Origin of the sequence: Micromonospora kangleipakensis, from assembly GCF_004217615.1 — a bacterium.
Lineage (GTDB): Bacteria > Actinomycetota > Actinomycetes > Mycobacteriales > Micromonosporaceae > Micromonospora > Micromonospora kangleipakensis.
On the sequence record NZ_SHLD01000001.1, the window covers coordinates 1280701 to 1305481 of the forward strand.

The 24781-nt window shown below is 69.2% G+C and carries 28 protein-coding genes, 1 tRNA gene and 4 pseudogenes; 16 read left to right on the forward strand and 17 right to left on the reverse strand.

The features are described 5' to 3' along the window. Nucleotides 1-11: 11 nt before the first annotated feature. A complete protein-coding gene (locus EV384_RS06185; protein ID WP_130330954.1) occupies nt 12-851 on the forward strand; it encodes a PSP1 domain-containing protein in 840 nt (279 codons plus the stop codon). Between the two features lie 91 nt (nt 852-942). On the opposite strand, the gene EV384_RS06190 is transcribed toward EV384_RS06185, so the two are convergent. Beyond that, the gene (locus tag EV384_RS06190) at nt 943-2679 is read right to left on the reverse strand and encodes a metallophosphoesterase family protein (protein WP_130330956.1); all 1737 of its coding nucleotides are present in this window, start codon (nt 2677-2679) and stop codon (nt 943-945) included. Between the two features lie 134 nt (nt 2680-2813). On the opposite strand from EV384_RS06190, the gene EV384_RS06195 reads away from it, so the two are divergent. Continuing rightward, a tRNA-Thr gene (locus tag EV384_RS06195) sits at nt 2814-2890 on the forward strand. Between the two features lie 254 nt (nt 2891-3144). Here EV384_RS06195 and EV384_RS06200 read toward each other — a convergent pair. Together EV384_RS06200 and EV384_RS06205 are read right to left on the reverse strand one after the other, a co-directional pair. Then, the gene (locus tag EV384_RS06200; protein ID WP_130330958.1) at nt 3145-3357 is read right to left on the reverse strand and encodes a hypothetical protein; all 213 of its coding nucleotides are present in this window, start codon (nt 3355-3357) and stop codon (nt 3145-3147) included. Between the two features lie 480 nt (nt 3358-3837). Then, a complete protein-coding gene (locus EV384_RS06205) occupies nt 3838-4056 on the reverse strand; it encodes a hypothetical protein (RefSeq protein WP_130330960.1) in 219 nt (72 codons plus the stop codon). Between the two features lie 64 nt (nt 4057-4120). On the opposite strand from EV384_RS06205, the pseudogene EV384_RS06210 reads away from it, so the two are divergent. The 6 genes and pseudogenes from EV384_RS06210 to EV384_RS06235 form a co-directional block, all read left to right on the forward strand. After that, nucleotides 4121-4902: pseudogene (locus tag EV384_RS06210) on the forward strand (GntR family transcriptional regulator); the annotation flags it as partial. After that, a complete protein-coding gene (locus EV384_RS06215; protein ID WP_130330962.1) occupies nt 4899-5654 on the forward strand; it encodes an HAD family hydrolase in 756 nt (251 codons plus the stop codon). The pseudogene EV384_RS06210 and the gene EV384_RS06215, both read left to right, overlap by 4 nt. 197 nt (nt 5655-5851) lie before the next feature. Beyond that, nucleotides 5852-6148 (forward strand): annotated as a pseudogene (locus EV384_RS06220) (IS110 family transposase); the annotation flags it as partial. Between the two features lie 144 nt (nt 6149-6292). After that, on the forward strand, nt 6293-6856 hold the full coding sequence (locus EV384_RS06225) for a dihydrofolate reductase family protein (RefSeq protein WP_111135932.1): 564 nt from the start codon (nt 6293-6295) through the stop codon (nt 6854-6856). A 536-nt stretch (nt 6857-7392) separates the two neighbouring features. After that, nucleotides 7393-7752: a hypothetical protein gene (locus EV384_RS06230; protein WP_130330964.1), complete on the forward strand. Its 360-nt coding sequence runs from the start codon at nt 7393-7395 to the stop codon at nt 7750-7752. A 187-nt stretch (nt 7753-7939) separates the two neighbouring features. Further along, nucleotides 7940-8287, forward strand: a complete 348-nt coding sequence (locus tag EV384_RS06235) for an Imm8 family immunity protein (protein WP_130330966.1) — start codon at nt 7940-7942, stop codon at nt 8285-8287. A 185-nt stretch (nt 8288-8472) separates the two neighbouring features. On the opposite strand, the gene EV384_RS06240 is transcribed toward EV384_RS06235, so the two are convergent. Next, nucleotides 8473-9075 (reverse strand): SMI1/KNR4 family protein, encoded by a 603-nt coding sequence (locus EV384_RS06240; RefSeq protein ID WP_130330968.1) that lies wholly within the window; start codon nt 9073-9075, stop codon nt 8473-8475. A gap of 294 nt (nt 9076-9369) precedes the next feature. On the opposite strand from EV384_RS06240, the gene EV384_RS06245 reads away from it, so the two are divergent. Continuing rightward, nucleotides 9370-10263: an IS982 family transposase gene (locus EV384_RS06245; protein WP_130330970.1), complete on the forward strand. Its 894-nt coding sequence runs from the start codon at nt 9370-9372 to the stop codon at nt 10261-10263. A 267-nt stretch (nt 10264-10530) separates the two neighbouring features. Here EV384_RS06245 and EV384_RS06250 read toward each other — a convergent pair whose 3' ends face one another. The 5 genes from EV384_RS06250 to EV384_RS34700 all read right to left on the reverse strand — a co-directional run bounded on the left by EV384_RS06250 (nt 10531) and on the right by EV384_RS34700 (nt 14192). Continuing rightward, nucleotides 10531-10839 carry a tyrosine-type recombinase/integrase gene (locus EV384_RS06250; protein ID WP_130330972.1) on the reverse strand — a complete coding sequence of 103 codons (309 nt, stop codon included), beginning with the start codon at nt 10837-10839 and terminating at the stop codon, nt 10531-10533. Nucleotides 10840-11357: 518 nt separating this feature from the next. Further along, a complete protein-coding gene (locus EV384_RS06255) occupies nt 11358-11843 on the reverse strand; it encodes a hypothetical protein (RefSeq protein WP_130330974.1) in 486 nt (161 codons plus the stop codon). Between the two features lie 1106 nt (nt 11844-12949). Beyond that, nucleotides 12950-13072 (reverse strand): hypothetical protein, encoded by a 123-nt coding sequence (locus tag EV384_RS36675; RefSeq protein ID WP_278045589.1) that lies wholly within the window; start codon nt 13070-13072, stop codon nt 12950-12952. Nucleotides 13073-13347: 275 nt separating this feature from the next. Next, nucleotides 13348-14043: a YdcF family protein gene (locus EV384_RS06265; RefSeq protein ID WP_130330976.1), complete on the reverse strand. Its 696-nt coding sequence runs from the start codon at nt 14041-14043 to the stop codon at nt 13348-13350. Continuing rightward, on the reverse strand, nt 14040-14192 hold the full coding sequence (locus EV384_RS34700; protein WP_165439882.1) for a hypothetical protein: 153 nt from the start codon (nt 14190-14192) through the stop codon (nt 14040-14042). The genes EV384_RS06265 and EV384_RS34700 overlap by 4 nt, the downstream gene beginning before the upstream one ends. A gap of 109 nt (nt 14193-14301) precedes the next feature. Here EV384_RS34700 and EV384_RS06270 point away from each other — a divergent pair, with 109 nt between their 5' ends. Next, nucleotides 14302-14709 carry a DUF2267 domain-containing protein gene (locus tag EV384_RS06270; protein ID WP_130330978.1) on the forward strand — a complete coding sequence of 136 codons (408 nt, stop codon included), beginning with the start codon at nt 14302-14304 and terminating at the stop codon, nt 14707-14709. Nucleotides 14710-14816: 107 nt separating this feature from the next. On the opposite strand, the gene EV384_RS06275 is transcribed toward EV384_RS06270, so the two are convergent. Then, nucleotides 14817-15392: a dienelactone hydrolase family protein gene (locus EV384_RS06275; RefSeq protein ID WP_130330980.1), complete on the reverse strand. Its 576-nt coding sequence runs from the start codon at nt 15390-15392 to the stop codon at nt 14817-14819. 65 nt (nt 15393-15457) lie between these two features. Here EV384_RS06275 and EV384_RS06280 point away from each other — a divergent pair, with 65 nt between their 5' ends. Further along, nucleotides 15458-16051 (forward strand): ArsR/SmtB family transcription factor, encoded by a 594-nt coding sequence (locus EV384_RS06280; RefSeq protein WP_130330982.1) that lies wholly within the window; start codon nt 15458-15460, stop codon nt 16049-16051. A 93-nt stretch (nt 16052-16144) separates the two neighbouring features. Here the strand turns inward: EV384_RS06280 and EV384_RS06285 are convergent, their stop codons facing one another. After that, nucleotides 16145-16909 carry a TMEM175 family protein gene (locus tag EV384_RS06285; protein WP_130330984.1) on the reverse strand — a complete coding sequence of 255 codons (765 nt, stop codon included), beginning with the start codon at nt 16907-16909 and terminating at the stop codon, nt 16145-16147. Nucleotides 16910-17117: 208 nt separating this feature from the next. Here EV384_RS06285 and EV384_RS06290 point away from each other — a divergent pair, with 208 nt between their 5' ends. Next, a complete protein-coding gene (locus tag EV384_RS06290) occupies nt 17118-17312 on the forward strand; it encodes a CPCC family cysteine-rich protein (protein WP_130330986.1) in 195 nt (64 codons plus the stop codon). Between the two features lie 166 nt (nt 17313-17478). Beyond that, nucleotides 17479-18630 carry an epoxide hydrolase family protein gene (locus EV384_RS06295; protein WP_130330988.1) on the forward strand — a complete coding sequence of 384 codons (1152 nt, stop codon included), beginning with the start codon at nt 17479-17481 and terminating at the stop codon, nt 18628-18630. Nucleotides 18631-18686: 56 nt separating this feature from the next. Here EV384_RS06295 and EV384_RS06300 read toward each other — a convergent pair whose 3' ends face one another. Continuing rightward, entirely contained in the window at nt 18687-19457 is a 771-nt protein-coding gene (locus EV384_RS06300; RefSeq protein WP_130330990.1) for an SDR family oxidoreductase, read from the reverse strand. A gap of 102 nt (nt 19458-19559) precedes the next feature. Between EV384_RS06300 and EV384_RS06305 the strand changes: the two are divergent. Then, a pseudogene (locus EV384_RS06305) lies at nt 19560-20440 on the forward strand (sigma-70 family RNA polymerase sigma factor). A gap of 50 nt (nt 20441-20490) precedes the next feature. Here the strand turns inward: EV384_RS06305 and EV384_RS06310 are convergent. Then, nucleotides 20491-20706, reverse strand: coding sequence for a hypothetical protein (locus tag EV384_RS06310; protein ID WP_130340289.1), 216 nt, complete (start codon nt 20704-20706; stop codon nt 20491-20493). An 84-nt stretch (nt 20707-20790) separates the two neighbouring features. On the opposite strand from EV384_RS06310, the gene EV384_RS06315 reads away from it, so the two are divergent. After that, nucleotides 20791-21273, forward strand: coding sequence for a MarR family winged helix-turn-helix transcriptional regulator (locus EV384_RS06315; protein ID WP_130330992.1), 483 nt, complete (start codon nt 20791-20793; stop codon nt 21271-21273). Nucleotides 21274-21329: 56 nt separating this feature from the next. Then, complete coding sequence (locus EV384_RS06320; RefSeq protein ID WP_130330993.1) at nt 21330-21983, forward strand: GNAT family N-acetyltransferase; 654 nt, start codon at nt 21330-21332, stop codon at nt 21981-21983. A 418-nt stretch (nt 21984-22401) separates the two neighbouring features. On the opposite strand, the pseudogene EV384_RS35275 reads toward EV384_RS06320, so the two are convergent. The 4 genes and pseudogenes from EV384_RS35275 to EV384_RS06340 all read right to left on the reverse strand — a co-directional run. Continuing rightward, nucleotides 22402-22865 (reverse strand): annotated as a pseudogene (locus EV384_RS35275) (SRPBCC family protein); the annotation flags it as partial. A 186-nt stretch (nt 22866-23051) separates the two neighbouring features. Continuing rightward, on the reverse strand, nt 23052-23336 hold the full coding sequence (locus EV384_RS06330) for a DUF4190 domain-containing protein (protein ID WP_130330997.1): 285 nt from the start codon (nt 23334-23336) through the stop codon (nt 23052-23054). Between the two features lie 175 nt (nt 23337-23511). Beyond that, nucleotides 23512-23976: a hypothetical protein gene (locus tag EV384_RS06335; RefSeq protein ID WP_242623957.1), complete on the reverse strand. Its 465-nt coding sequence runs from the start codon at nt 23974-23976 to the stop codon at nt 23512-23514. Between the two features lie 53 nt (nt 23977-24029). Further along, nucleotides 24030-24647 carry a pyridoxamine 5'-phosphate oxidase family protein gene (locus tag EV384_RS06340; protein ID WP_130330999.1) on the reverse strand — a complete coding sequence of 206 codons (618 nt, stop codon included), beginning with the start codon at nt 24645-24647 and terminating at the stop codon, nt 24030-24032. Nucleotides 24648-24781: the final 134 nt, after the last annotated feature.

Genomic DNA, 24781 nt, shown 5'->3' on the forward strand with positions numbered 1-24781 from the left:
GGGTGACGGGCATGGGCATGCTCTGCGCGGTCAGCTTCAACCGGTACGGGCGCCTCTACTACCTGGACCCGGGCGAGCTGCGCCCGCAGGTGGGCGACCGGGTGCTGGTGCCCACCGACGACGGGCCCGAGGTGGCCGAGTGCGTCTGGGCCGCGCAGTGGGTCACCGAGGACACCGACGGCTTCCCCAAGCTGGCCGGGCTGGCTCAGGAGGAGGATCTGCGCCGCGACGAGCTGCTGCGCCGGCGCAAGGCCGAGGCGAAGGTCGCCGCGAAGCGGCTCATCCGGGAGCACGGCCTGCCGATGAAGGTGGTGGCGATCGACCACGTGCTGGGCGCGCCGGACACCGGCAGCGACCGGACCACCGTCTACTTCACCGCGCCGCACCGGGTCGACTTCCGCTCGCTGGTCCGCGACCTCGGGGCGACCCTGCGCTGCCGGGTCGAGCTGCGGCAGCTCTCCGCCCGGGACTCGGCGCGGGTGCAGGGCGGGATCGGTTCCTGCGGCCGTGACCTGTGCTGCGCGACCTTCCTCAACGACTTCGAGCCGGTCACCATCCGGATGGCCAAGGACCAGGACCTGCCGCTCAACCCGCTCCGGATCTCCGGCGCGTGCGGCCGGCTGATGTGCTGCCTCAAGTACGAGCACCCGCTCTACCAGCGGTTCCAGGAGTCCGCGCCGGCGATCGGCAGCCGCGTCACCACGCCGGAGGGGGACGGCAAGGTCGTCGGCCACAGCGTCCCCCGCGACTCGGTCACGGTCCGCCTGGACGCCGACGGCTCCCGTTGCTCCTGCAGCCGAGCCTCCGTCTGCGCCCCCCGCCAGGCCCACGACCAGCACTACACCCCCTGACCCCGCCCGCTCCCTCGGCGGGTTGATCAAGAAGTTCGCGTCGCCCGGGGCCGCCTTCCGGACGCAACCTCTTGGTCGACACGAGTGGGCGTCAGGTGAGGGTGATGGGGGGTTCGGCGAGGTGGGGGGTCAGGGGGGTCCTGGGGGTCAGCCAGGAGGCGCTGGGGGACTGGTCCTGGTTGAGCTGCCAGGTGTGGGAGACCTTGTCCAGGGCGATGGGGTAGAGCGTGAGGGTGCCGTCGGGGTCGATGCGCATCCGGAGGAAGGACTTCGAGTCCTCGATGCCCTGGCCGGCGAAGAGCTCGTTGACGTTCACCCCGAACGCCCCCGCGACCAGCAGGTACAGCGCCACCACCTGGCTGGAGACCAGACCGATCACCGGACCGTAGACGACCGCCGCGGCGACCGCGGGCAGCGGCCACGGCCAGTCGTACAGGGGCAGCTCCAACCAGGCCCAGGTGCCCGCGGCGGCCAACGCGACGTGCGCCAGGCCGTGGCCGACGCCGAGGATCCAGTGCCGGGCGTGCCGCTTCCCGCCCGCGCTCGGCGGCTTGGCGAAGAACGCCGCGCTCAGCAGTGTCACCACCAGCATGATCACCAGCGGTACGCTGAGCAGCCGCTGCTCCGTGGTGCCCACCCGGTTCGCCGTGACCCCGGCCATGGCCAGCATCAGCAGCGTGTGCAGCGTGCCGATCAGGGTGGTGAACCCCGGGTTGCGGAACGGCAGCCGGGCGAAGATGCCCCAGCCGTAGCGCCGGGAACGGTCCTTGTCGGGGTAGCGGGCCATCAGGTCGTACTCCCGGGTGGGGCTGGCGCGGCGGGCGAGCGTGTCCCGCGGCGGCGCCTCCAGCCGCTCCGGCAGCTTGTGCGTGGGGTAGAGGTAGGCGCCGCCGCCACCGCAGGTGATCAGCTGCCGGTCCGGGCCGGTGTAGCGGGCGTAGTGGTGCAGGTCGCCGGAGACCAGCAGCCGCACCTGGGCCCCGGTCGGGGCGATGATCGTACGGATGAAGTAGTCGATCGAGTCGTACGCCGTGGGATGGTCCGCGGCCTTGACCCAGGTCGGCGCCGGCACGGCCAGGATCACCCGGGACCGCGGCGTGAGCTTGCGGGCCACCTCGTCGAAGTAGGTGAGCTGCGGGTCGTCCAGGTACGACCCGGACTGGTCGTCGAGGCCGAGCAGCCACCAGCCGGCGGGCAGCTCCACCGCGAAGTACGACCGCGACTGGCCGGTGCCCCAGCCGGCGAAGTGCCGGTCCCGGGAGCGGACGAAGAGCCGCAGGAAGGCGGTCAGGCCGTCGTACCAGTCGTGGTTGCCGGGGACCGCGAAGAGCGTGGGCCGCTCGGGCGGCGACACCGGCAGCGCGGCCTGGTAGGGCCCCTTGCACCGGTCCTCGTACGCCTCGTAGGACGCCGACGGATAGACCTGGTCGCCACCCATCACCAGGGTCTGTGCCCGGGGCAGCCGGTGCCCGTCCACCGTCAGCTCCGGCTGAGCGAGCAGGTAGGCGACCGAATAGGTCGCGTCGAAGCCGTCGCCCAGGTCGGCCACGTAGTCCAGCCAGAGCCCGCCGTCCGGCCCGACCTGGCGGAAGATCCCGTCGCCGAACGCGTTCTGCAACTCCCGTTTGTCCAGGTACGCCCCGAAGAGCATCGCCAGCAGCGTACGGATGCCGGTGCTGATCAGCAGGAACGGCGCCAGCCACGGCACCGGCTTGCGCGGAGTGAAGCCCAGCTCCAGCGGATCGCTGCTGCGCGGCCGGCGCGCCGCCCGCTCGCCCGGGTGCGCCTCGGGGATCGGCTGCTGCTCCGGTACGTGATCGTCGCTCACCCGCCGCAGGGTAGTCCTGCCCGCCTGCGAGCGCTGTCCGGCGAACGACCGAACGTTCCTCGATGTCCGGATCCCGGTCCCCGGGGATCCCGTTCGGCCCGGGGCGGGGGTGTGCCGTACACTTGACGATCGTTGCCGCCTTAGCTCAGTCGGCTAGAGCGACGCACTCGTAATGCGTAGGTCGACGGTTCGATTCCGTCAGGCGGCTCCATAGGAAGGCCCAGGTCACCGGCTTGATCGCCGATCATGACCTGGGCCTTTTCGATGGCACTCAAGAGCCGAGCAGCCAAACGAGCAGCCAACATGTCACTCACTCGACCACAGCGCCCCCTCCAGCCGTGCCGCCGCTTCCCGTGCGATCTCGGGGGCGACATGTGCGTAGATGTTGAGCGTCACGCTGATCTTCGGCCGTGACCTCCACTGGCATCAGCCTCCCATCGACCGGTCCGCCCAGGAACCACGCTTCTACAGCCGCCATTCCGCCATCATGCCGCCGCCCGCCGCTGTCAGTGCCGGGCGACCCACTGGAGGGCGAGGGCCGGTCAGCATCAGGACCGCCACGAGAAAGGCGAAGCAGCCCATCAGCCTCAGCTCACCGCCGAAGATGATGCGATTGCCGTCCTCGGGGCCGGGCCGAGCACCCATGATCCGCCTCCACTCGTCCTCGTGATCGGCCACGACCGTCATCCCTTCGAAGAGAGCAGGCCTGCAACCGCTGGGCCCCGCGCTGCGTGTAGTCGCGGCAGCAATTACTCACTGCGCGACTGCCGCGCCGGCGGTGAGTTGTATGCCGATTACCGTCGTACCGCCCAACATGCCTGGTACCCATGGCCACACCTCTGGTAACTGTTGGACCAAGCGGAGCAGTACAGGAGCAGTCTGCCCTGTTGCCAGCCCACCTCGGCTCAGCTTGTACATGTATCGAGGCGACGCGGTGTGACGCCCCAGAACCGCACGGAGCAGCCAAGCGAGCAGCCAAACCGGCGAACAGCGGCGGACGCTCACGGATCGGGGCACCTTGTCGAACGGGAGGACCAGGCGGCGGACCAGCAGCCGGGGGCCGACTCGTAATGCGTAGGTCGACGGTTCGATTCCGTCAGGCGGCTCGGAACAGAAGCCCAGGTCATCGGCCTGGGCTTCGCCGTTTCCCGAGGTCGATCACGCTGCCGTCCGTGGTGCCAGTCCGCAAATAGTCCGCATCCGTGCCGCGACCTTGACCACCCACAGCCGCTCGCCCGTGTCCTTGTCACCCGCCTGGTCATCACCCTGACCGCGCTTGTCGAAGTCCGTCACCGCCTCCACACCCAGGCACAGCGCACCGTGCGGGAAGACGTAATCGAACGGAACCGGAACCTTGATCGTGTTGGGAACTGCCATCGCGCTTCCTCCAGCTCTGCCCGCCGGCCATCCGCCGACATTCGGGAGATCGCCAATGTTCTGAGCTGCGATCCGTACACGCAAGTTCGAGCCCGGCGAGCGGCTCCCGTCGCAATCCGACCTGGCCGAGCGCTACAACGTCGCCCGTGAAACGATCAAGACCGCGCTGCGCATCCTGCGCGACGAGCGCCTGATCGTCACCCGCCAGGGCAGCGGCGCTTTTGTCCGCGCGCAAACCGAGCGCCCGGTAGGGCTGCGGCCGCATGTCGAGGCGGTCTTCGAGTCTGCCCACGTCACGATCGATTTCGCTGGCTTCTCCGGCGAGACCCTGCACGGAGTGCTGACCGAGCCACTCGACAAGATCCGCGCAGGGCGGCTGACTCCGAGTCCATTACCGTCCGCATCCTGCTCCCCGACACCAGGGAGCCGATGGCACTGCCGTGCCTGGCCGAGACGCAGGCCGACGAGCCCGGCGTACGCGAGCGCGCCGAGCGGATCACCCGCCGGCACACCGAAGCCATTGTCGAGGCGGTCCGGGAACTCGGAGAGCTTGGCTTGGTCAAGGACGCCGTGGCAGAGGTGCGAGTACACCGAGCAGCGCCGTTGTTCAAGCTCTACATCCTCAACGGCGACGAAGTCTTCTTCGGCTTCTACCCGGTGGTAGAGCACACCGTCATGATCAAAGGTCAGCCCGTGGCTATCTACGACCCGATGGGCAAAGACGCCACGCTCTTCCACCGGGCCGTCAGCGACGACGATGCCTCCGACGCGTCCCAGTACGTCGACCAGGCCCGCACGTGGTTTGACTCCATGTGGTCGACCATTGCTCGCGACTACATGCCATGAACCCGCGATACACCGTCGCCCAGGTCCTCAGCGACACCGGGCCGATCCTGCTCGACTTCGATGGTCCGGTCTGCGCCGTCTTCGCCACCCTCGCCGACTTCACCGTCGCGGACGAGCTGCGTCGCGTCATTGACGCGCACACCGTCGAGATCCCCGGGCACATCCGAGCCGTTGACGACCCGCTCGAAGTGCTCCGCTTCACCGCGACCATCGGCACGCCATGGTTGGTGGAGCGCGTTGAAAACGAGTTGTGCCGGGCTGAGCTAACCGCGGTCGATGGCGCCAAGCCGACGCCCTACGCACGGGAGGTCATTGTCGCCGCGTACGAGGCTGGCCGTCCGATCGCCATCGTCAGCAACAATTCAGCGGCCGCCATCGAGCGTTACCTCGTCGCCCACCGGCTCGCCCGGTACATCGCGACCATCGTTGGCCGAACTCACGCCAACCCAAGCCGTATGAGGCCGGACCCAGCACCGATTCTGCCGGCCGTCCAAGCTTTGGATGCGGAGGTGGCAGGGTGCGTGCTTGTGGGGGATTCCCCAGCGGACGTAGAGGGAGCACTAGCGGCTGGGGTGAGGTCGATCGGCTCTGCCAACAAGCCGGGCAAGCGAGACCTGCTGGTTGCGGCAGGGGCGGAAGCGACCGTTGAAGGGACTGCCGGCATGGCAGACCTGGCGAGAGCGCTAGTTGACCAAGAAGCGCAGGACATGCTTGACAGTGAGGATATGTTCGGCGGCACCGAGCGGGTCTGACTCGATGCTTGACCGACGCTTCGGCTGTCCTGGATCCGATCTGTCGGCCTGCTCGGCGCCGTTGTTGTGCACGCGGCCGGACGGGCGCCGTGACCTCGTAGGAGCCCGTGCGAGAGGCCCCATCACTGTCTTGTCCGCCCGCCCGACCGGCGCGTGCCGCCCACCCGGTGCGAGCGGAAAGGACGGCACAACCAAGCATGACCGAACAACGAGACACGGCGCAGCATCCGGTCGCGATCGGCGGCGTAGATACCCACGGCGACACCCACCACGCTGCTGTGCTGGACGAGGTGGGCCGACAGCTGGCCGACCGTTCGTTCCCGACCACACCGGCCGGCTATCGGCAGTTGTTGGCGTGGCTGCGTAGCTTCGGCCGGGTGGAGCGGGTCGGTGTCGAGGGCACCGGCGCCTATGGGGCAGCGTTGGCGCGGATGTTGCGCCAGGCCGGCGTCACCGTGGTTGAGGTCGACCGACCCGACCGCAAGGCCCGCAGAGATAAGTGCGGAGATCGTATCGCCGTCCTGGCGCTACGGGGTCCTGGCGTGGTGGTGAACCGACCCTCGGTGTGGCCTGACCGATGATTCTTCCGCGCCGTGCTGGTCTGTACGCCGAGTACCGACTCACGGGAGGCTGACACCATGCGAAAACTGACCTTCGGCATGAACCTGAGCCTGGACGGCTACATCGCCGCGCCCGGCGACGACCTCGGCTGGAGTGTGCCGAGCGACGAGCTGTTCCAGTGGTGGTCCGACCGGGTGAGGGCGACAGGCATGGCGCTGTACGGGCGCAAACTGTGGGAGACGATGAGCTCCCACTGGCCGACCGCCGACCAGCAGCCGGGTGCCACACCGGCGGAGATCGAGTTCGCCCGCCGCTGGCGGGACATGCCGAAGGTGGTGTTCTCCTCGACGACCAGCACGGTCGACTGGAACACCCGCCTGGTCACCGGCGACGCGGTCACCGAGATCACCCGGCTCAAGGCCGAGGACGGCGGCCCCATGGATATCGGCGGCGCCACACTCGCCGCAGTGGCCATGCGGGACGGGCTGATCGACGAGTACGCGATCGTCACCCATCCGGTCCTGGTAGGTGGCGGCACGCCGTTCTTTGCGGCCCTGGACAACTGGGTGAACCTGACCCTGGTGGAGACCCGGACGTTCCCTGACGGCGTGGTCCTGACCAGGTACGAGACCAGGCGCTGAGTACCCCAACCTCGGATCGGCCCGGGCTTCGGGCCGCCCAAGGACGGGCTGGCGCAAGCCCGAACACTGCCGAATTCCGCTCTATCAGATCAAGGCGGCCCGCAAGCGGGCCGCGCCGGCCCGGCCCCGGCCTGCTGGCGACCTCCGGCCGGCATCGGCCGGGCCGGCCGGCCACGCTGAGGGATGACAAGGCCTTTGAAGACCTCGGGGCTCCGCCCCGAACCCCGGCCCTCCTCAGAGATGCCGCCGCGGATCCCCTCGCCGGGCACCACAAGGGCTACCAGCCTCCCCGGACGGGGCCAAGGTCGTCCGTCCGGTAGGGCGCTCCACCTTGTCCCCGTCCGGGGATGCTGGACGGTCTACGACTGCCCGACGAGGAGATCCGCCAAGCCCCTAACGCACTAGCCCTGCTGCCGCCGGCAGAGCCGGCAAATCCGAGGCGGGTCAGGTCCTCTGTTGGCACGTGACCCAGCACCTGGTCGAAGCCGGCGGCCGGTGTTCTAGTGGACCGGGCGAACGACGCCTACCATGAGCCGATGATCGAGCAAAGTCAGCGACGCGTTCCTATGCCGGTCGCCGCCGCCTCCGTGATTTTGCTCGTGGCGGCCGCGCTCCCGGCGTCGATGATGTTTACGACTGGTCCATCCATGGCCAGCGGGTTGATAGGGGTGCTTCTTCTCCTGGCGTTGGCTTACGGCCTGTGGCGTGGTAGCGGGCGGGCCCGGTTCTGGACAACCGTTTTCTCGACCGCCAGCGTTGTGTACGGCGTCGTCGCGATCACCAAGGCTGAAGGGTCAGGCCTGCTGCAGATCGTTGGTGCGTCAGTCGTCGTCGGTCTGTTGCTGGTGCCCGCATCGTCTCGGCGGTGGTTTCACGACTTGCCGGCGGAGGAGTAGCGCCGGCCGTCAGTTGGGCGTGCGGTCCGCATCCAGTCCGCAAGAGGTCGACGGACGGCGGGTGAGTGGTGTGAGATGTCGAGAGGTCTTTCCGCTGCTAGGACCCCATGCGCCCAGGTCGTCCGGGTGGGCAGCTTGATCTCATAATCCGCGTGTCGTCGGTGAGGCCGGGCGGTAGCTTGCCTCCATGCGTGCGGAAGTGCGACACGTCCGGTTCCCGGACATGGAATCCGACCAACCCTTCGATCCTCGGAACACCTTGCAACTGGTCGAGGTGTACGTCGGCGTCGTAGGGGAGCCAGGTGAGGAGCAGTACCAGGTGAGTGCATGCACCCCTGCCGCCCTGGTCGACCTACTGGTCCGACAGCCCTTCCTGGTGGGGCGGCACTGGCTGTTCGTGGCAGAGTTCTCGCCGGCGCCCGTCGAGGCAGCCTTGCGCAAGCTGATCGGGAACGTCGAGGCGACCAGCCGGACCGAGCTCGCTGAGAAGGTCGGCCGGATTGGTCTATGGGAGTTCGAGGACTACCGCGGCTAACAGACCGCTGGCCCTGCAACCGGTACAGCCATCCGTACAGCCAAGACCGTCGGCTGGCGCCGACGCTGCCCGACAACGGCAGACGGGCTGACCAGGGGCGAGGCCACCTGACCAGCCATCCGCGATCTTCTTCTAAACCCGAGGCCGTCCCGCCCTGATCAGGAGTGGGGCCGTCAACCACGGTCTCACCCCGGTATCCAATCTCCTATCCCACGTTCCCACTCCAATTCCCCGTCTTGGACAACGGCCTTCAGGGGATCCGGCGCCCGGGGATAGTTGTAGGGGATTCGGTGAGCCAAGCCGGCGGCTCGTCCTTCCAGCAAAGCCAACATCTCCGTGAGCAGATCGTTCAGGCTGGCCCACGCCGAACCGAACGGGCCTTCGACCTTGTTGAACTCGAATATCCGCCCATACAGTGGCTGCGGCTGAGTATCGAGGACAAGACAGCCACCGCACAGATCGCTTCCGAACGCGATCCAGGTCGGGCGCCAGGCGTCGCCCCAGATTGACGCTCTCTGTCGGGTGTCGCGAGCGATCCACGAGCTATCCATCATGTAGTAGCCCGGCGGAAGCAGGATTATGCCGGTGACACCTCGTCCGTCGTCGGAACCGTTGAAGTTCTGGAGCAGCTCCACCAAATCAAGTGGAAGCTCGGTGCCCAATTCTGAGGCGAGCTCAGCCAGCGCCTGGTCATCCGCGGGAGGGTTGAGCTTTTCGAACGTGAGAGGCGCGCTTTTCCGTAACCACTCGGCGATCTGCGTCCATAGGAGAGTGATCGAGCCCGGCATGGCTCACCAACCTAGCGTAGGGAGCCCGCTTCCGCCGGCCCCTGCTAGAGGGCATGGGTTGGGAGCCACTGGTGGGAGCCACCGGGGTGAACGGGGTCGGACGAGATCGAACCGATCCAGTTCCCGCGCACACGGCGACCAGGCCGTCGCGAACACTGCCGAATGGCTGCGAAGTGGTCTTGAGAATCTACGGATCAGATGGCGGCACGCACTGGCATCAGTCCTCATCTAGACGAGTAAGTCCGAAGTCCTTCGGGTCTGTGCAGACAGGCGAAGGGTGTTGAAGATCAGTTTGTGACGACCGACCTCAACACCCTTCTGACCGCACTGTACGTGAAGATCGATGACTGGCTGGGACGGCCGCCCCGGGCCGGACGGCCACCGCGGTTGTCCGACGCTGAGCTGCTGACCCTGGCAGTGGCGCAGGTCCTGCTCGGGGTCCGTTCCGAGGCCCGCTGGCTGCGGTTCGTCCCCGGTCACCTACCTGGCGCGTTTCCGTACCTGCCGGGCCAGTCCGGGTACAACAAACGCCTCCGGGCCGCGCTGCCGCTACTCAAACGCGCCATCCGAGCCGTCGCCGAGGACACCGACCTGTGGACCGACGGCGCCTGGGTCGTCGACTCGACCCCGGTGGAGTGCGGCCGGTCCCGGCCGACGGTGAAACGCTCGGGCCTGGCCGGGTGGGCCGGCTACGGCTACTGCGCCTCGCACTCGAGGTTCTTCTGGGGCCTGCGCCTGCATCTGGTCTGCACCCCGTCCGGCCTGCCGATCACCTGGGCCCTGGCCAACCCGAAAATCGATGAACGGCAGGTGTTGACCGCGATCCTTGAAGACGACCCGGACCTGATCTCGCAACGTCCCGGGCTGCTGATCATCGCGGACAAGGGCTACGTGTCCGCCGAGTTGGACCGCTGGCTGGCTGAGCGCGGAGTCCGGATGCTCCGCCCGTCCTACCGCAACCGCACACCACGACCCGGCGAACACCTCCTGAAACCGATCCGGCAACTCATCGAGTCGGTCAACGACACGCTCAAGGGCCAACTCGACCTCGAACTACACGGCGGACGCAGCATCGAAGGCGTCGCCGTCCGCGTCGCGCAACGCCTCCTCGCGATGACCGCCGCAATCTGGCACAACCGCACCACCGGCCAAGCCGTCACCAGGTCCCTGATCGCCTACGACCACTAACCAAGGAGTTCGGACTTACTCGTCTAGTCCTCAAGAGGCCGGACCCCGACCACCGACGCTGAGAGATACCGAGAGGGATTTCCGCAGGCCACGCCGGGTTTGGGCAGGTAGACCGAGGTAGGCAACTTGATCTCGTAATGCGTAGGTCGACGGTTCGATTCCGTCAGGCGGCGCTAGAGAAGGCCCACGTCACCGGCTAGATCGCCGATCATGACCTGGGCCTTTTCCATGGCGCTAAAGAGCCGAGCAGCCAAACGAGCAGCCACCTCACTCACTCGACCACAGCGCCCCCTCCAGCCGTGTCGCCGCTTCCCGTGCGATCTCGGGGGCGACATGTGCGTGGATGTTGAGCGTCACGCTGATCTGTGAGCGGCCGAGGATTTCCATGATCACGCGGGCGGGCACGCCTTGGGCGAGGAGGACGCTGGCCGCCGTGTGCCGTAGGTCGTGCAGCCGGACCTGCCGGAGGCGGGCTTGCCGGATGATCTCGGAATGAGCGGTAGTCGTTGCGTGGATGGATCGGGGTGCTGACGCGGGTCGCGAAGACCAGGCCAGGGTCGGCCCAACTGTCGGCATCGAGACGTTCTTCCGCCTGGCGCTCCTGATGGCGGCGTAGGGCTGCCAACACGGTGGGCGGCAGCGGCAATGTCCGACGGGCCCGCGCGGTTTTCGTCTCGACGAAGACCAAATCCGCTGGTTCCCTGTGCGAAAGCACGGCTCGGAGGGATGTACCCCCGGTACTCAGGCGATGCCTCGTCTGATCGGCGGGTACCTACGTCCCGCCTCTGCCTCGCAGGCGTCCATGATTCGCACTCCGAGCCGCGCCGCAACAAGGTATGCCGGCGAGGCAGAGCGCGCACGTGCGGGCTCGGAGCCTGCTGCCGTGCGTGGGCGATGAGGACCAGGTCGATGAGTAGACAGCAAGTATCGACGCCGCCGACATCCGAGTAGCCAAGCGAGTAGTCAACCCCGCCGCACTCGGCCGGACTTCCCTGGACGTCAGCGGAACGGCCGGGCAGCGCGGGGCGAGGCTAACCAGCTCGGCCGCTCCTGGCAGTGTGGGGCACATCGGGTGAGGCAGCGAGCCGGAACGATCAGCCGGTCTGGTTCATCACCGCCACGGCGACCATCCCCAGTGCAAGGGCGCCGAAGAGGGCGACCAACACCCAGCGACGCCGTCCGTGCTGCGCCGGGTCGCGGACGAGGGGTGCCGGCCCGGTCCGGCCGGGGTGGCGGGCGATGGCAATGGCCAGCCGCTCCAAATCCGCGACCTGGCCAGCCGGCGTCAACCCGATCGTCTGGGGCACGTCGGGCAACGGCGGCGGGTCGGAGACGTCGTGTGTCTCGTACCGAGGTTCGATCCGCGGCGGCAGCTTGCGGAAACGGTTGTCCATGCCCTCAATGTCGCAGACGCCGCCAAGGCGAGCCGCGCATCGACCTGGTCGCCGTACAGCGGTGAAGTCCATTGCGAGGAAGCCGAGCGGCCGATAGAGCTGCACGCAGCAGCGGAGTGCGTGAACGCGGTGCCCGTACGGCAGCGACGGATCCCGCACCTTCCGTGCTTCGCTGTTGAAGCTCACGGCCAGGAGGGTTACTCACGGCCTTGCCGGTAGCCACACCGCCCGCTTCAATATGTTGTTGCGGGTGTTGCCGCTCAAGTCTGATGTTGTCGCCGGTGCGGCTGTTTGCTGGTGCAAGGGCAGGGTAATTGGGTGGTCATGACAACACCCGAGAGTCGGCGGCAGGAGGAGCAAGCGCTCGAGAGCGGCGAGGTGTATCAGGACGCAGAAGGACGCCGAACCACCGACCCGGGCACCGCGGCTGCACACGCACACAGCGAAGCCGACCGCAACGCCGAGCACCTGAAGCGTGGCGAGGTTGGTCCTGGCACCCCGGAGAAGTAGCTGCCAAGTGAGTTAGCGGCCGCCTTCGGCGCTGCCTTCTCGCGGCCGTACCCAGCTAGCGATCACCGTCCCCCTGTAGAGCCAGACGTCGCGGTAGGCCGGAGGCCTGTCAAGTTCCCTGACAGCCTTGGGGCAGTTGTCCAACGCACGGTGCTAGAGGGCAGTGAGCCGGCGCGCGAGGTGATCCACACCGACGACAACTCCTGGATCGTCGGCGACGGCGTTAACGATCCGAACGCCTGGCGCAGTAGTCGTGACATGTATCAGGCACGTCGTCGAGCAGAACTCATCCGTGGCTCAACTCGCCGGCCTCCCGCTCGGTCACGCGGCCTATCGGAGGAACCCAGGCCAGCCGTGGGTGATCGAACCTCGCTCCTGGCCGGAGGAATGAGGCTCATGGCACAGACGGACCAGGCCCTGTTAGCGAGATGCCACGGTTGCGCCGAGCAGCCAAGCGAGCAGCCAAACCGGCGAGCATGAGCGGACGACAGCGAACCCGGGCACGACGGCGGGCGCGAGGACCAAGCGGTAGACCAGCACCCCGGAACCGACTCGTAATGCCTAGGTCGGCGGTTCGATTCGGTCAGGCGGCTCGGTACGGAAGCCCAGGTCATCGGCCTGGGCTTCGCCGTTTCCCGAGGTCGATCATCCCGCCGCTCGTGGTGCCAGTCCGCAAATAGTCCGCATCCCGCGCCGCGAACGCCTCGTCCAGCCGATTGGCCACCGCGTCCAGGTGCCTCGGGGTCGATGACGCTGGACGTGTACGTAGCCGGGCGCCAACGTCAAGGCGGGAAGTTGATATTACGCGGCGGCCCACCGTTCGGCGCCGTGAACACCAGCGCGTCCCGACCCTTGCCGGCGACGTGCGCGGCCAGCTCGTCGACGTGGAAGCGAGGGATCGGCACCGACCGACGCTGGTGATTCTTCGGGCCCCTCGACCAGCTCCCAGCCGGCCTCCGCGAAGGCCACCGCCACGTTGACCCGACGCCGCTGCGGCCTGCTGGCGACCTCCGGCCGGCATCGGCCGGGCCGGCCGGCCACACTGACGGACGACCATGACCCTGAAGACCTCGGCTCCGCCCCGATCCCCGGCCCTCCTCACGTACCAACGGGGTGAACGGACAGGTCGAGGCAGCTCGAGCGGGAGTCGAAGCCCTAATGGAATGGGGGGCTGCGAGCCTCAGACCGGGGCTCTGACGAGGAGGGCCGTGTGATGGCTCCACAGCCACTGCAGGTACTGCTGTAGTTCCTCGGGCGTGGCAACCCATCCTTTGTCCATGTAGGTGAGGATGCGTTTGACTTCCCCGGGTACCAGGTCGTAGGCGGTCGCTCTGGTTTCCGGGACGGGTGTGTCAGGGGGGACGGCCGCGGGGAGCGGGATGATGGGGAGGCGAATACCCCTCCTGGTGAATGCTTTGAGGACCGTGAGGTAGACGCGGGCCAGGTGGTAGGGGGAGACGGTGAGCGCGAGGCTTGTGATGCCGCGAGCTTGGACCTGACGGACGATCCATGCGGCCTGCAGGCCGGTGTTGGGGGCCGGCTCGGCTTGGAGGTAGACCCCATTGATGCGACGGAGGCCGAGGCTCCGCAGGTAGTCGAGCGTGATCTTGACATAGGTCTCTTCGGCCGGGTTCCCGTTCGCCACTAGGAGGTAGCGGAGCTCCGGGTTGGCCTCCCAGGTGCGGATCGCATGAGTGAGACGCCAGTCTTCGCCCTGACCGGTGGCTATGACGAGTGCGTCGACGTGGTCGGCGGCTGACTGGGGCAGGGTCAGGATTACCGTGAGGGCTTTCATCACCTCCAGGAACTGGCCCGCTGTGAAGCCGACGAGATCCTCTTCCCTCACGATCCGAGGGGTCGCTCTGTGGGGATTCATCGAACCGCCCTGGCCGTGTCGTCGTTGAAGTCGGTGCGCAAAACCAGCATCTTTCCAGCCCCGGTTTCAGTCCTGAACCCGACCACCTCCGAAACCCGGCCGAGAATTTGGGCCAGGGGCTCATAACTGCGGCCGCCGGTGTTCGGCATTCGGATGCTCGTTCCGATCCGTGCCGGGCAGTCGCTATCGGCTGGGGCGCGGGCGGTTTGAGTGATCGGCATGCGGGTAGGCGACGGTCCGGTCCGAGAGGAGATCCAGGTGGGCTACGAGGATTTCATCGATGCAGTGGCCAGGCGGTCGGGGGTGCCGGTCGATCAGGCGACGGCGATCACCCGCGCGACGTTGGAGACATTGGCAGATCGGATCAGCGGAGGCGAGGCTAGGGATCTTGCCAAGCAGCTTCCTGAGGGGCTTGACGCTCACCTGCGGAAACCTCGGGAACACGCCGAGCCGTTCGGCGTCGAAGATTTCGCACAGCGGGTAGGCGCGCGCGCCGGTGTCGACGTTGTGCTCGCCAAGGCCGCGATCCCGGCGGTGCTCACCACCCTGCGCGAGGCGGTCCCGGGTGACGAGTTCGAGGGCATGGCGGCCCAGCTCCCGAGCGAGTTCCGGGGGGTCGTCGGACTGGTGGGTACCGATGCGGGCGGGCGACGGGTCCGCCGGTAAGGCCGCGGTATGGCTAGGTGTCGCGGACCGGCTGTCTGAGCTGGCGCAGTACGACCAGGACCACAGGACCTTCGAGGGCGTACGGGTGCCGTGGTCGGTGGGCCTTGTCAGCGGGCGGCGAGGAAGTCGAGCACGCGCTGGGTGAGCAGCTTGGCGGCGTCCGCGTCGTAGGACGGCAGGCTGGAATCGGCGAACAGGTGCCGATCGCTGGGATAGACGAACAGCTCCGCGTTCTCGGCCGACTCGACGAGCGCCCGGGCGGCGTCGATGTCACCCTCGCCGGCGAAAAAGGGATCGGCGTCCGCGCCGTGGATCTGTACCGGCACGCCCACCGGCCAGGCGGTCCCGAACTCCGAGACGGGGAGGCAGGACTCGAACAGCAGCGCCCCGCGCGCGCCGGCCCGGGTCTGCGTGAGCTTCTGCGCCGGCAGCACGCCGAGCGAGAAGCCCGCGTAGACGAGCTCGCTGGGCAGCCCGTCCGCCGCACGCACGCCCCGTTCGAGCAGGTTGCCGAAGCCCACCTCCCGGGCGTACGCCAGGCCGTCGTCCAACGTCTCGAAGGTGCGGCCGTCGTACAGGTCCGCCGTGTGCACGGTGTGCCCGGCTCGGCGAAGCTCGTCGGCGAAGGCTAGGACGCCCGTCGTCTGGCCCTGCGCGTGATGGAACAACAACACCTCAGCCATGCGGTCTCCCCGGTCTCGGATGGGATCTTGCCGCGAACACTCCAAAAGCTTAGATTGTTCGACAAATGTCGAGCAATACCCAGATCCCGGATTACGACCTGCCCGACACCGTCGAGGTGTCCACACCGGCGCAGTTGCGCGCGATCGCCGACCCGCTGCGGACCACGATCCTCGACCTGGTGCTCGAGCGGGCCGCCACCGTGGCCGAGCTGGCCACGGCCGTCGACCGCCCAAAGAGTACGGTCGCTCACCACGTCAACGTGCTGCTCAAGGCCGGGATGCTCCGCGTCGTCCGCACCCGGCGCGTGCGCGCCATCGACGAACGGTTCTACGGACGCACAGGCCGCACCATCCACGTCGGCGTGGTCCGGCGCCCGGGCGGCACGACGACGCCCGTGTGCATCAACGGCCTGTCCGTCGCGGCGGCCGAGTCGGTGCCGGCCCACGAGGCGGACGCGCTCTACACGACGGTGCGGCACGCCCGCATCCCCAGGGAGAGCGCTGCGCAGTTCTGGCGGCGCGTCGAGGCGCTCATCCAGGAGTTCACCGAGCTGCCGCGCTCCGGCGACACGGTCTACGGCTTCGTCGCCGGCCTCTACCCGACCGACCACCCCGTCTTGCCCGACCCGGACCACGCATCCGCCGAGGACTCGGACTGAGGACCTCCGCCGTCGTCCGGCTCGTCAGCGCGATCCTGGCCGACCTGGTGCCTTGGTCTACGACTGCCGCGGAGCGCCCGTCGAGCTACCGGCTCACTGATCCGGCCGAGTCGGGTGATGGTCTTCCTGGCTTCGCCTGGCGGCAACACTGACCAGACCCCGTCCGCACGCGTCCCTGGGTCGCTCCTGACCGTCGCCGCCGCGCCGACGCTTCGCCCTGGCGATCTCGCCGGGGATCGGGAGCCAGTAGAAGGGGATCAGCGCGGTGATCACGGCCACGCCGAGGACGGGGAGCAGGGCGCCCAGCAGGATTCCGGCGGCGATCCAGAGGGGAGCGAGCCGGAAGCGCCTGCCGATGGCTCTCGCAGCGGCGGGATCGACGGTGGTGCTGAGCAGCCGGCGGCCACGGCTCGCGTACCCCCAGATCGCGTTGAGCAGAGAGGCTGCCAGTCCGAGCGCGAACCCGTAGAAGACCACGGCGGTCCGCTGCCCGTGTCCGTCCCGGAACGCGGCGGCCAGAACGGAAGCGGCGAATGGCAGGAACGCGATGTTCATCAGCAGCAGGGTGTTGAGCAACAGCACCACCCAGTCGGTGCCGCGAAGGTGATCGAACATGACGTGGTGGTTGGCCCACACCTGCCCGATGAGAAGGAAGGTGAGGGCGTACGCCAGGTAGGACGGCCACAGCGTGGCGAGGCCGTGGGCCAGGTGCCGGGTGTCCTCCGGCGGGCTGATCTCCAGAACGAGCAGGGTGATGGAGATGGCGAAGACCGCATCGCTGAAGGCGACGAGCCGCGCGGGATTGCGTTCCGCACCGAACGTCGTGGACCTTGCTACTCCACGAGCAGTTTCTGCCACCGCCCCAGACTGGGACACGAACCGTCGCTGGGCGCGGAGCCGAGCGGCGTGTCATCCAACACCGCGAACTTTTGGTCATGGCGCTTGGTCAGTGGGCGCCGGTTGGCCTACTGCCAACGCTCCGACCTGCCCACCAGCCCTCCAACGAGGATGCGCACCAACACTGCTCGGCACCGATCGGAACGGCCCGACAACGCAGGACCGTGGCATGTACGAGATCTGCCCGGTGTGTTTCTGGGAGGACGACGGGCAGGACACCCACGACGCCGACCGGGTCCGGGGCGGGGCCAACGGGCAGCTGAGCCTCACGCGGGCGCGCCAGAACTTCGCCGGCTTCGGAGCGTCGGACAGGCGACGTCGCGCGCGGGTACGTCCGCCCCGGGACGAGCATCCGCCGGCCTGACCGGAGGGCCTCCGGGTCCGCGGTGGCCGAGCCTGTGTAGGGTGACGCCCGTCAGCGATGAGGGGAGGTGAGCCCGGTGAAGACCCACAGTCACGTCTGGGCGCTCCACCCGGCCATCCCTTTCAGCTGACCTCGAGTCGGGGAGCGTCCTCCAACCGGAGGAACAATGACCTTCACCCCGTTCCGCATCGACGTATCCGACGAGGTACTCGATGATCTGCGGGCCCGTGTGGCCCGTACCCGCTTCACCGACCGCAGTGGCGACCGGCCCTGGCAGGGTGGCGCGGATCCTGACTACCTGCGGGACCTGGTGTCCTACTGGGCCGACGGGTTCGACTGGCGGGCTCGCGAGGCCGAGCTCAACGCACTGCCGCACTACCGGGCTAAGATCGGCGGCCGGCGCCTGCATTTCGTTCGGGTCGCCGGGAAGCGTCCGGCGGGCGCGCCCGCGCCGCTGCCGCTGATCCTGAGCCACGGCTGGCCCAGCAGTTTCGTGGAGATGCTGCCGCTGGTCGACCGCCTGACCGACCCCGCCCGTTACGGGGGTGACCCGGCGGAGGCGTTCGACGTGGTGGTGCCCTCGCTGCCCGGGTTCCTCTGGTCGGAGCTGCCGGAGGGTCCGCTCACCCGGGCCGCGATGGCGCGGACCCTGCACCTGCTGATGACGGACATCCTCGGCCATCACCGGTACGGCGCTTTCGGCGGTGACGTCGGCGGCGTGGTCACCGGTTGGCTGGGCGCGCTGTACCCCGAGCAGGTGGCCGGCATCCACATGATCCACCCACCCTTCCCGGCCAGCTTCGACGCGCATCCGCTCTCCCCGGCCGAGCAGGCGTATCTCGACGCGGAGGTGGCCTACGACCGGACCGACGGGGGTTACAGCGCCATCATGGGCACCCGACCGGACACCATCGCCGCGGCGCTGATCGACTCCCCGGTGGGGCTGGCCGCCTGGCTCGTCGACAAGTACCGGGACTGGAGCGACAACCACGGCGAGCTGGAGAGCCGGTTCGACCGGGACACCCTGCTGACGATCATCACCCTGTACTGGGCGAGCGGCTCGATCGGCTCGTCGTTCCGGCAGTACTTCGACTTCGACCACAACAGCCCACGACCCGACATCACGGTGCCCGCCGCGTTCACGGTGAGCACCGAGCCCTCGCAGGCCAACTTTCCCCGGCAGATCGCCGAACGCGCCTGCACCGACATCCGGCACTGGAGCGAGCCGGGCCGGGGCGGCCACTTCATGCCGCTGGAGGAGCCGGACCTGCTCGCCGGTGAACTGACGCGGTTCTTCACCTCGCTCCACCGGCCCTGATCAGTGGCGGAGCCGGGTCACCGATCCGGCTCCGCCACGCTGACCCTGCCCGGTGCTCAGTGGGCCGGGCGCAGCTGTTCGGCCAGGAAATCCTCCCAGGTCCGCGCGCCCAGGTCGGCGCCGTCGAGCGTCAGGTTCTCGCCCGCCCGGTACGCCCGGCCGGCCTTCCCCGGCATCCGCACCGGCATCATCGGGCGGCGCTTGCCGCGGGCCCGCAGGTAGCCGCGGGCCAGCTCGGCCATCCCGTACACCCGGGGCCCGGCCAGGTCGGGCACCAGGCCGGCGGGCTTGTCGAGGGTCAACTCCACGAGCCGGGCCGCCACGTCCCGTGCGTCGACCGGCTGGAGCCGGAGCCCGCCGGGGACCGGTATCACCGGCAGCTTCGCCATCTTCTGCACCATGGTGAGGACCAGGCCATGGAACTGGGCGGCCCGCAGCGTCGTCCACGGCAGGCCGGAGTCGGCGATCGCCCGCTCTGCGGCCAGCTTGGACCGGAGCCAGCTCAGGGGGAGCCGGTCCGCGCCGATGACGGAGATGTACACCAGGTGCCGTACTTCGGCGCGGGAGGCGGCCCGGACCAGGTTGCGGGTCGCCTCGTCATCGCCCTTGGGGCCGCCCGCGAGGTGCAGGACGGTCTCGGTCCCGGCGACCGCGGACTCGACTCCCGCGCCGGTGAGCAGGTCGCCGGTGACGTGCTCGACGCCGTTCCCCGGCTGGTGGTGGCCCCGGCTGAGCACCCGCACGTCGTGGCCGGCGTCCCGCAGGAGCGGTACGACGAGGCGGCCGAGGGTGCCGGTGCCACCGGTGACCAGGATGGGTGACGTCATGGCTGCTCCAAACTCGTACGGTCCGGGAGTCGGTCCCCGGTCACATCGGCGATGTTTCGTGGGTCTACCGCTGTGACACCCGGCGAGAAGGGAATGTGACCGGTGAACGAGCGCGAATGGCTGACCGAGCAGTTCGAGGAGCAGCGGCCCAGGCTGCGGGCGGTCGCGTACCGGATGCTCGGTTCGGTGAGCGAGGCGGAGGACGCCGTGCAGGACGCCTGGCTGCGGGTCAACCGGGCCGGCGCCCGCGACGTGGAGAACCTGGGCGGTTGGCTGACCACGGTGGTGGCCCGGGTCTGCCTGAACACGCTGCGGGCGCGGGCGCACCGGCGGGAGGAGCCGCTGGACGTGCGCGTACCCGACCCGATCATCGGCCCGGAGTCCGGCGACGACCCCGAGCGGGAGGCGGTGCTCGCCGACTCGGTCGGGCTGGCGCTGCTGGTGGTGCTGGAGACGCTGACGCCGGCCGAGCGGCTGGCGTTCGTGCTGCACGACATGTTCGCCGTGCCGTTCGAGGAGATCGCCCCGATGATCGAGCGGACCCCGACCGCGGCCCGGCAGTTGGCGAGCCGGGCCCGTCGCCGGGTACGCGGGCAGGCCCCGGAGCCCGACCCCGACGCCAGCCGTCAGCGGGCGGTCGTCAGCGCGTTCTTCGCCGCCGCGACGGCGACTTCGACGCGCTCGTCGCGGTGCTCCACCCCGACGTCGTGCTGCGGGCCGACGGGGGGCTCACGCGGGCCCGGCACACGGTGGTGCTCACCGGCGCGCACACGGTGGCCGGGCAGGCGCTCACCTTCGGGCGGCTCTCCCCGTTCGCGCGCCCGGCGCTGGTCAACGGCGCGGCCGGGGTCGTGGTCGTCGTACAGGGCCGGCCGGTCTCGGTCATGGGCTTCACCGTCGTGGCCGGGCAGATCGTCTCCATCGACGTGCTCACCGACCCCGAGCGGCTGGGCCGGCTCGACCTGTCGGTCCTCGACGCCTGACCACCCGACGCGGGCGGCCGGGTGGCCGGCCGGAACCCGTGGGCCTCAGGTCACAGCCCGCGTCGTGCCTCGCGCTCGGCGCGCTTGCGCTCGCGCTGCTCCCGGCTCCACTGCTTACGCTTCTCCAGGTCCCGCTTCCAGAGGTCCCGGGCCTCGTTGGAGCAGCCGTGGATGGCGTTGTCGACCGTCGCGGGGCCGGCAAGCGTCCGGTAGACCCAGCCCAGGATCCGGCCGCCCTGGTCCGGCGTCTTGTTCTCCTCCGCCATGTCGTCCACCCCTCATCATTGGTACTCCAACGATTGGTACACCAACGATTGGTACGGTAACAGTGAGAGGGAGGGGGTGACCGGATGGGTGACCTGGACGGCATCGATGATCCGCTGGCGTTGGAACAGCAGGTCTGTTTCGCCCTCTCCGTCGCGGCCCGCGGAGTGGTGGCCGTCTACCGGCCGCTGCTCGAACCGATGGGACTCACGCACCCGCAGTACCTGGTGATGCTCGCCCTCTGGCAGCACGCGCCCCTCTCCGTACGCGAGCTGAGCCGCCTCCTGCAACTCGATCCGGGCACCCTGTCGCCCCTGCTCAAGCGGCTGGAGGCGATCGGCTACCTCCGGCGCGAGCGCGATCCGGCCGACGAGCGCAGCCTCGCCGTGACGCTCACCGCCAAGGGCCGGGCGTTGCGGAGCCAGGCCGAGCGCATCCCCCCGGCCATCGTCGAGCGTCTGGGCATGCCGATCGAGGACCTCAAGCGCCTGCACGCCACGCTGACCGACGTCATCGAGGCGGCGCGGCAGGCGTCGAAGGCGCCGCCCGCCAATGACGGCGTGGGTTGAGGCCGGCCGCTGGTGAAACCCGTTGCCGTGGCTGTGGCCCCCGCACAGAATGTGGCGTGCTGATCGACCACTGGCCCCTGCTCGGACTGCGCGTCCGGACCGACCGGCTGGAACTGCGTCCGCCGACCGACGAGGAGCTGGCCGAGCTGGCCGATCTCGCCGCGCGGGGGGTCCACGAGCCGGGCCAGCGGCCGTTCCTCACGCCGTGGACCGACCTGCCGCCCGCCGAGCGCGCCCGCCACCTGGTGCAGTCCCACTGGCACGGTCGCGGCTCCTGGACGCCGCAGGACTGGTCGCTGGAGCTGGCGGTGTTCTCGGCCGGCCGCCCGGTGGGCGTACAGACCATGCGGGCCCGGGATTTCGCGACCGCGCGGGAGGTGCGGAGCGGGTCGTGGGTGGGCCTCGACCACCAGGGGCGGGGCGTCGGCCGAGAGATGCGCGCGGCGATGCTGCACCTGGCCTTCGCCGGCCTCGGCGCCGCGCACGCCACGACGGCCTCGTTCCTCGACAACGTCGCGCCACTGGCGATCTCCGGGCGGCTGGGCTACCGGCCGGACGGCATTACCCGCGATGTCCTGCACGGCCAGGTGGTCGTCTCCCAGCGGCTGCGGTTGAGCCGGGAGGACTGGGAGCGGACCGAGCGACCGGCGGTCACCGTGAGCGGGCTGGAGCCGTGCCTGCCGCTCTTCGGTCTCGCGGCGGCGGAGTGAGCCGGCCGGGCCGGACCGGGTAGCTGTCCGGAACCGGCTCGGTCGATCGTCACCCGGTGAAGCCGAGCGGTGGTGCCGTCACCACGCTCCCGACGGACGAGCCCGGCGGGCTCGGCTCGAAGCCGGCCCGCCGGGCTCAACCGGCAGGGAGGACGTGTGTCAGAGGTTGCGGCGCGGGTCGGCCGGATCGGCCGGGAAGGCGCCCGTCCGGGGCGACGGGACGTCGGTCACCACGTACTCGGTCTCGGTCTCCGGCGTGGTGCTGTCGTCGTCGCCCGACCGGTGCTTCGCCAGCGCCGCCGCGCCGGCCCCGGCCGCGCCCGCGAGGGCGGCGCCGGCCGCCACGGCCTTGCCGGAGACGCCGGCCTTGCCGTCGTCGCCCCGCGAGGCCGCGGCGTGCTCCACGCCGGGTGTGCCGAGGTTGCGGCCGTCGTCGATCGTGCCGCGCCAGGCGCCGGTCTCGGTGCCCCGGGCCTCGATGTACGACTTGAACTTCTCCAGGTCCGCCTCGGCCCGCTTCTCGACGATGTGCAGCTTGTCGCCGGCCTTCTCGACCAGCCCCTCGGGCTCGTACTCGAGGGAGAGCCGAACCTGGGTGCGGTCGGTGCCGACCGGCTGGAAGTAGACGGCGCCGGCGTTGGTCGCGCCCTCGGTGGCCGCCCAGGCCACCTTGCGGTCCGGGACCTGCTCCAGGACCTTGGCGTCCCACTCGCGCTTCACGCCCGCGATCTCGGCGACCCAGTGCATCCGCTTGTCGTCGAGCTGGCGTACCTCCTGGACACCCCCCATGAAGCGGGGGAACTCCTCGAACTGGGTCCACTGGTTGTAGGCGGTGCTGACCGGAACGTTGACTTCGATGGACTTCTCGACCTTCGTGGTCATGGGCACTCCTTGGGTCGTCTTCTTGCGTCCACCGAACTTCCTACCCCCGAAAAAGACGCTCAACCGGGATGGACGGCGTGCACAAGGGACGGGCCCTCGACGGGGTGCACCCCCGCCGCGGGCCCGCGACGACCTGATCCTCGCTCGGTGCCTCCCCCGCCAGCTCCGTGCCCGGCCAACGGGGGATCAGGCGGCGGTGCTGCCGGAGTTGGCGGCGAGGACGAACACGAAGATGATCCAGAGGATGCCGAGGATCGTGAAGATGTAGCTCAACACGAGGCCGGCGGTGGCCAGGCCGCTGCCCTGCTCACCGGTCCGGTGGATCTGCTTCTTGGCGATGTGTCCGAGGACGATGCCGACCGGGGAGAAGACGAAGGCGAAGACCAGGGACAGGATCGCCATGACGTTGGTGCCGCGGACCGCGGGCGCCGCGGCGGCGTGCGGATTGTCGGCGTACGACGGCTGGCTCATCGAACCCTCCTAAGTGAAGCGACTTGGCGGCTTCCTGATTTCCATCCCGCCACCTGCGCAAACATGACGATCGATGGCCAGGTGGCGCCGTCGTTCGAGCTACACGCCGGGGGCCCAGGTCAACGCGCTGACCTGGGCCCCCGGCCGGACGCGGGAGTGCCCCCCCGCGTACGTCTCAGCCGTCCTCGCGGTCCGGGCTCTCCAGCCGGAAGAAGTTGCTCTGCTTCCCGTCGGAGCGCTCCTCCTGGTAGATGAAGTTGAGCCGGCGCTCGTCGAACGCGCGGAACCACTCCGCCCAGCTGATCTCGCGCAGGCGCGCCTCGCGGCCGTTGGCCGGGAAGTCGAAGCGCAGCACCCCGGCATGCCCGTCGTGCTCGCTGCCGTCGACCGTGGTCGGTACGCCCTTGCGCGCCTCGGCCCACCGCCGGATCACCTCGTGGTCGGTGGTGACCAGGCTGCGCCCCGGGCGCTCCGGCTCGTCGTCGACGGAGGTGATCTCCTGGGAGTACCTGATCGACTTCGAGGTGTGCTGACCGGTCCGGACGCCGCCGTCGGAGGCTGCCGAGCCGCCCCGCGAACCCGGGCCGGAATCGGCGAGCAGGCTCTTGACCAGGGCCTTGACCAGGTCGTCCTTGTGCATGTCGGCGGTGTCGGTGACGCCGCGGCTGCGCAGCCGGCTGCGTAGCTCGTCGTTCAGGAGTAGATGTTCGCGGCGTACGCCGGGCCGTAGTGGCGCTCCAGGTCGGCGAGGCTCTCCGCCGGGGCCTCCACCTCCTTGATCAGCCGGGGCCGGGACGGCAGCGCCTCCGGCCGCCAGGTCTCCGGCTGCCACAGCTTCGAGCGGAGGAACGCCTTCGCGCAGTGGTAGAAGATCTGCTCGATCTCCACCACCACGGCCAGCACCGGACGGTGGCCCTTGACCACCATGTCGTCGAAGAACGGCGCGTCCCGGACCAGCCGGGCCCGGCCGTTGATCCGCAGCGTGTCGGTGCGCCCGGGGATCAGGTAGATCAGCCCGACGTGCGGGTTGTCCAGGATGTTGCGGTAGCCGTCCGCCCGGCGGTTGCCCGGTCGCTCCGGAATCGCGATCGTCGCCTCGTCGAGCACCAGCGTGAAGCCGGGCGGGTCACCCTTCGGCGAGACGTCGCAGCTGCCGTCCGCGCCCGCCGTGGCGACCAGGCAGAACGGCGAGGCCGCCAGCCACTGCCGGTCCCGCTCGTGCAGCACCGCCCGCTCCTTGGCGACCGCCCGCGGCATCGGCGCCCCCAGCAGCTCGCGCAGCTCCTCGTCTGAAGTGATCTCCACCGTCACGTGTGCCTCCCCCGTCCGTTGACCCGGGTGGGCGGGCCGGCGGAACGGCCGGTCCCCACGCCGCCAGCCTAGGCGAGCGCGTCGAACGCGAGGTTTGCCCGGGATCCCGACGGGTACCGCCTAAGCCGCAGCGC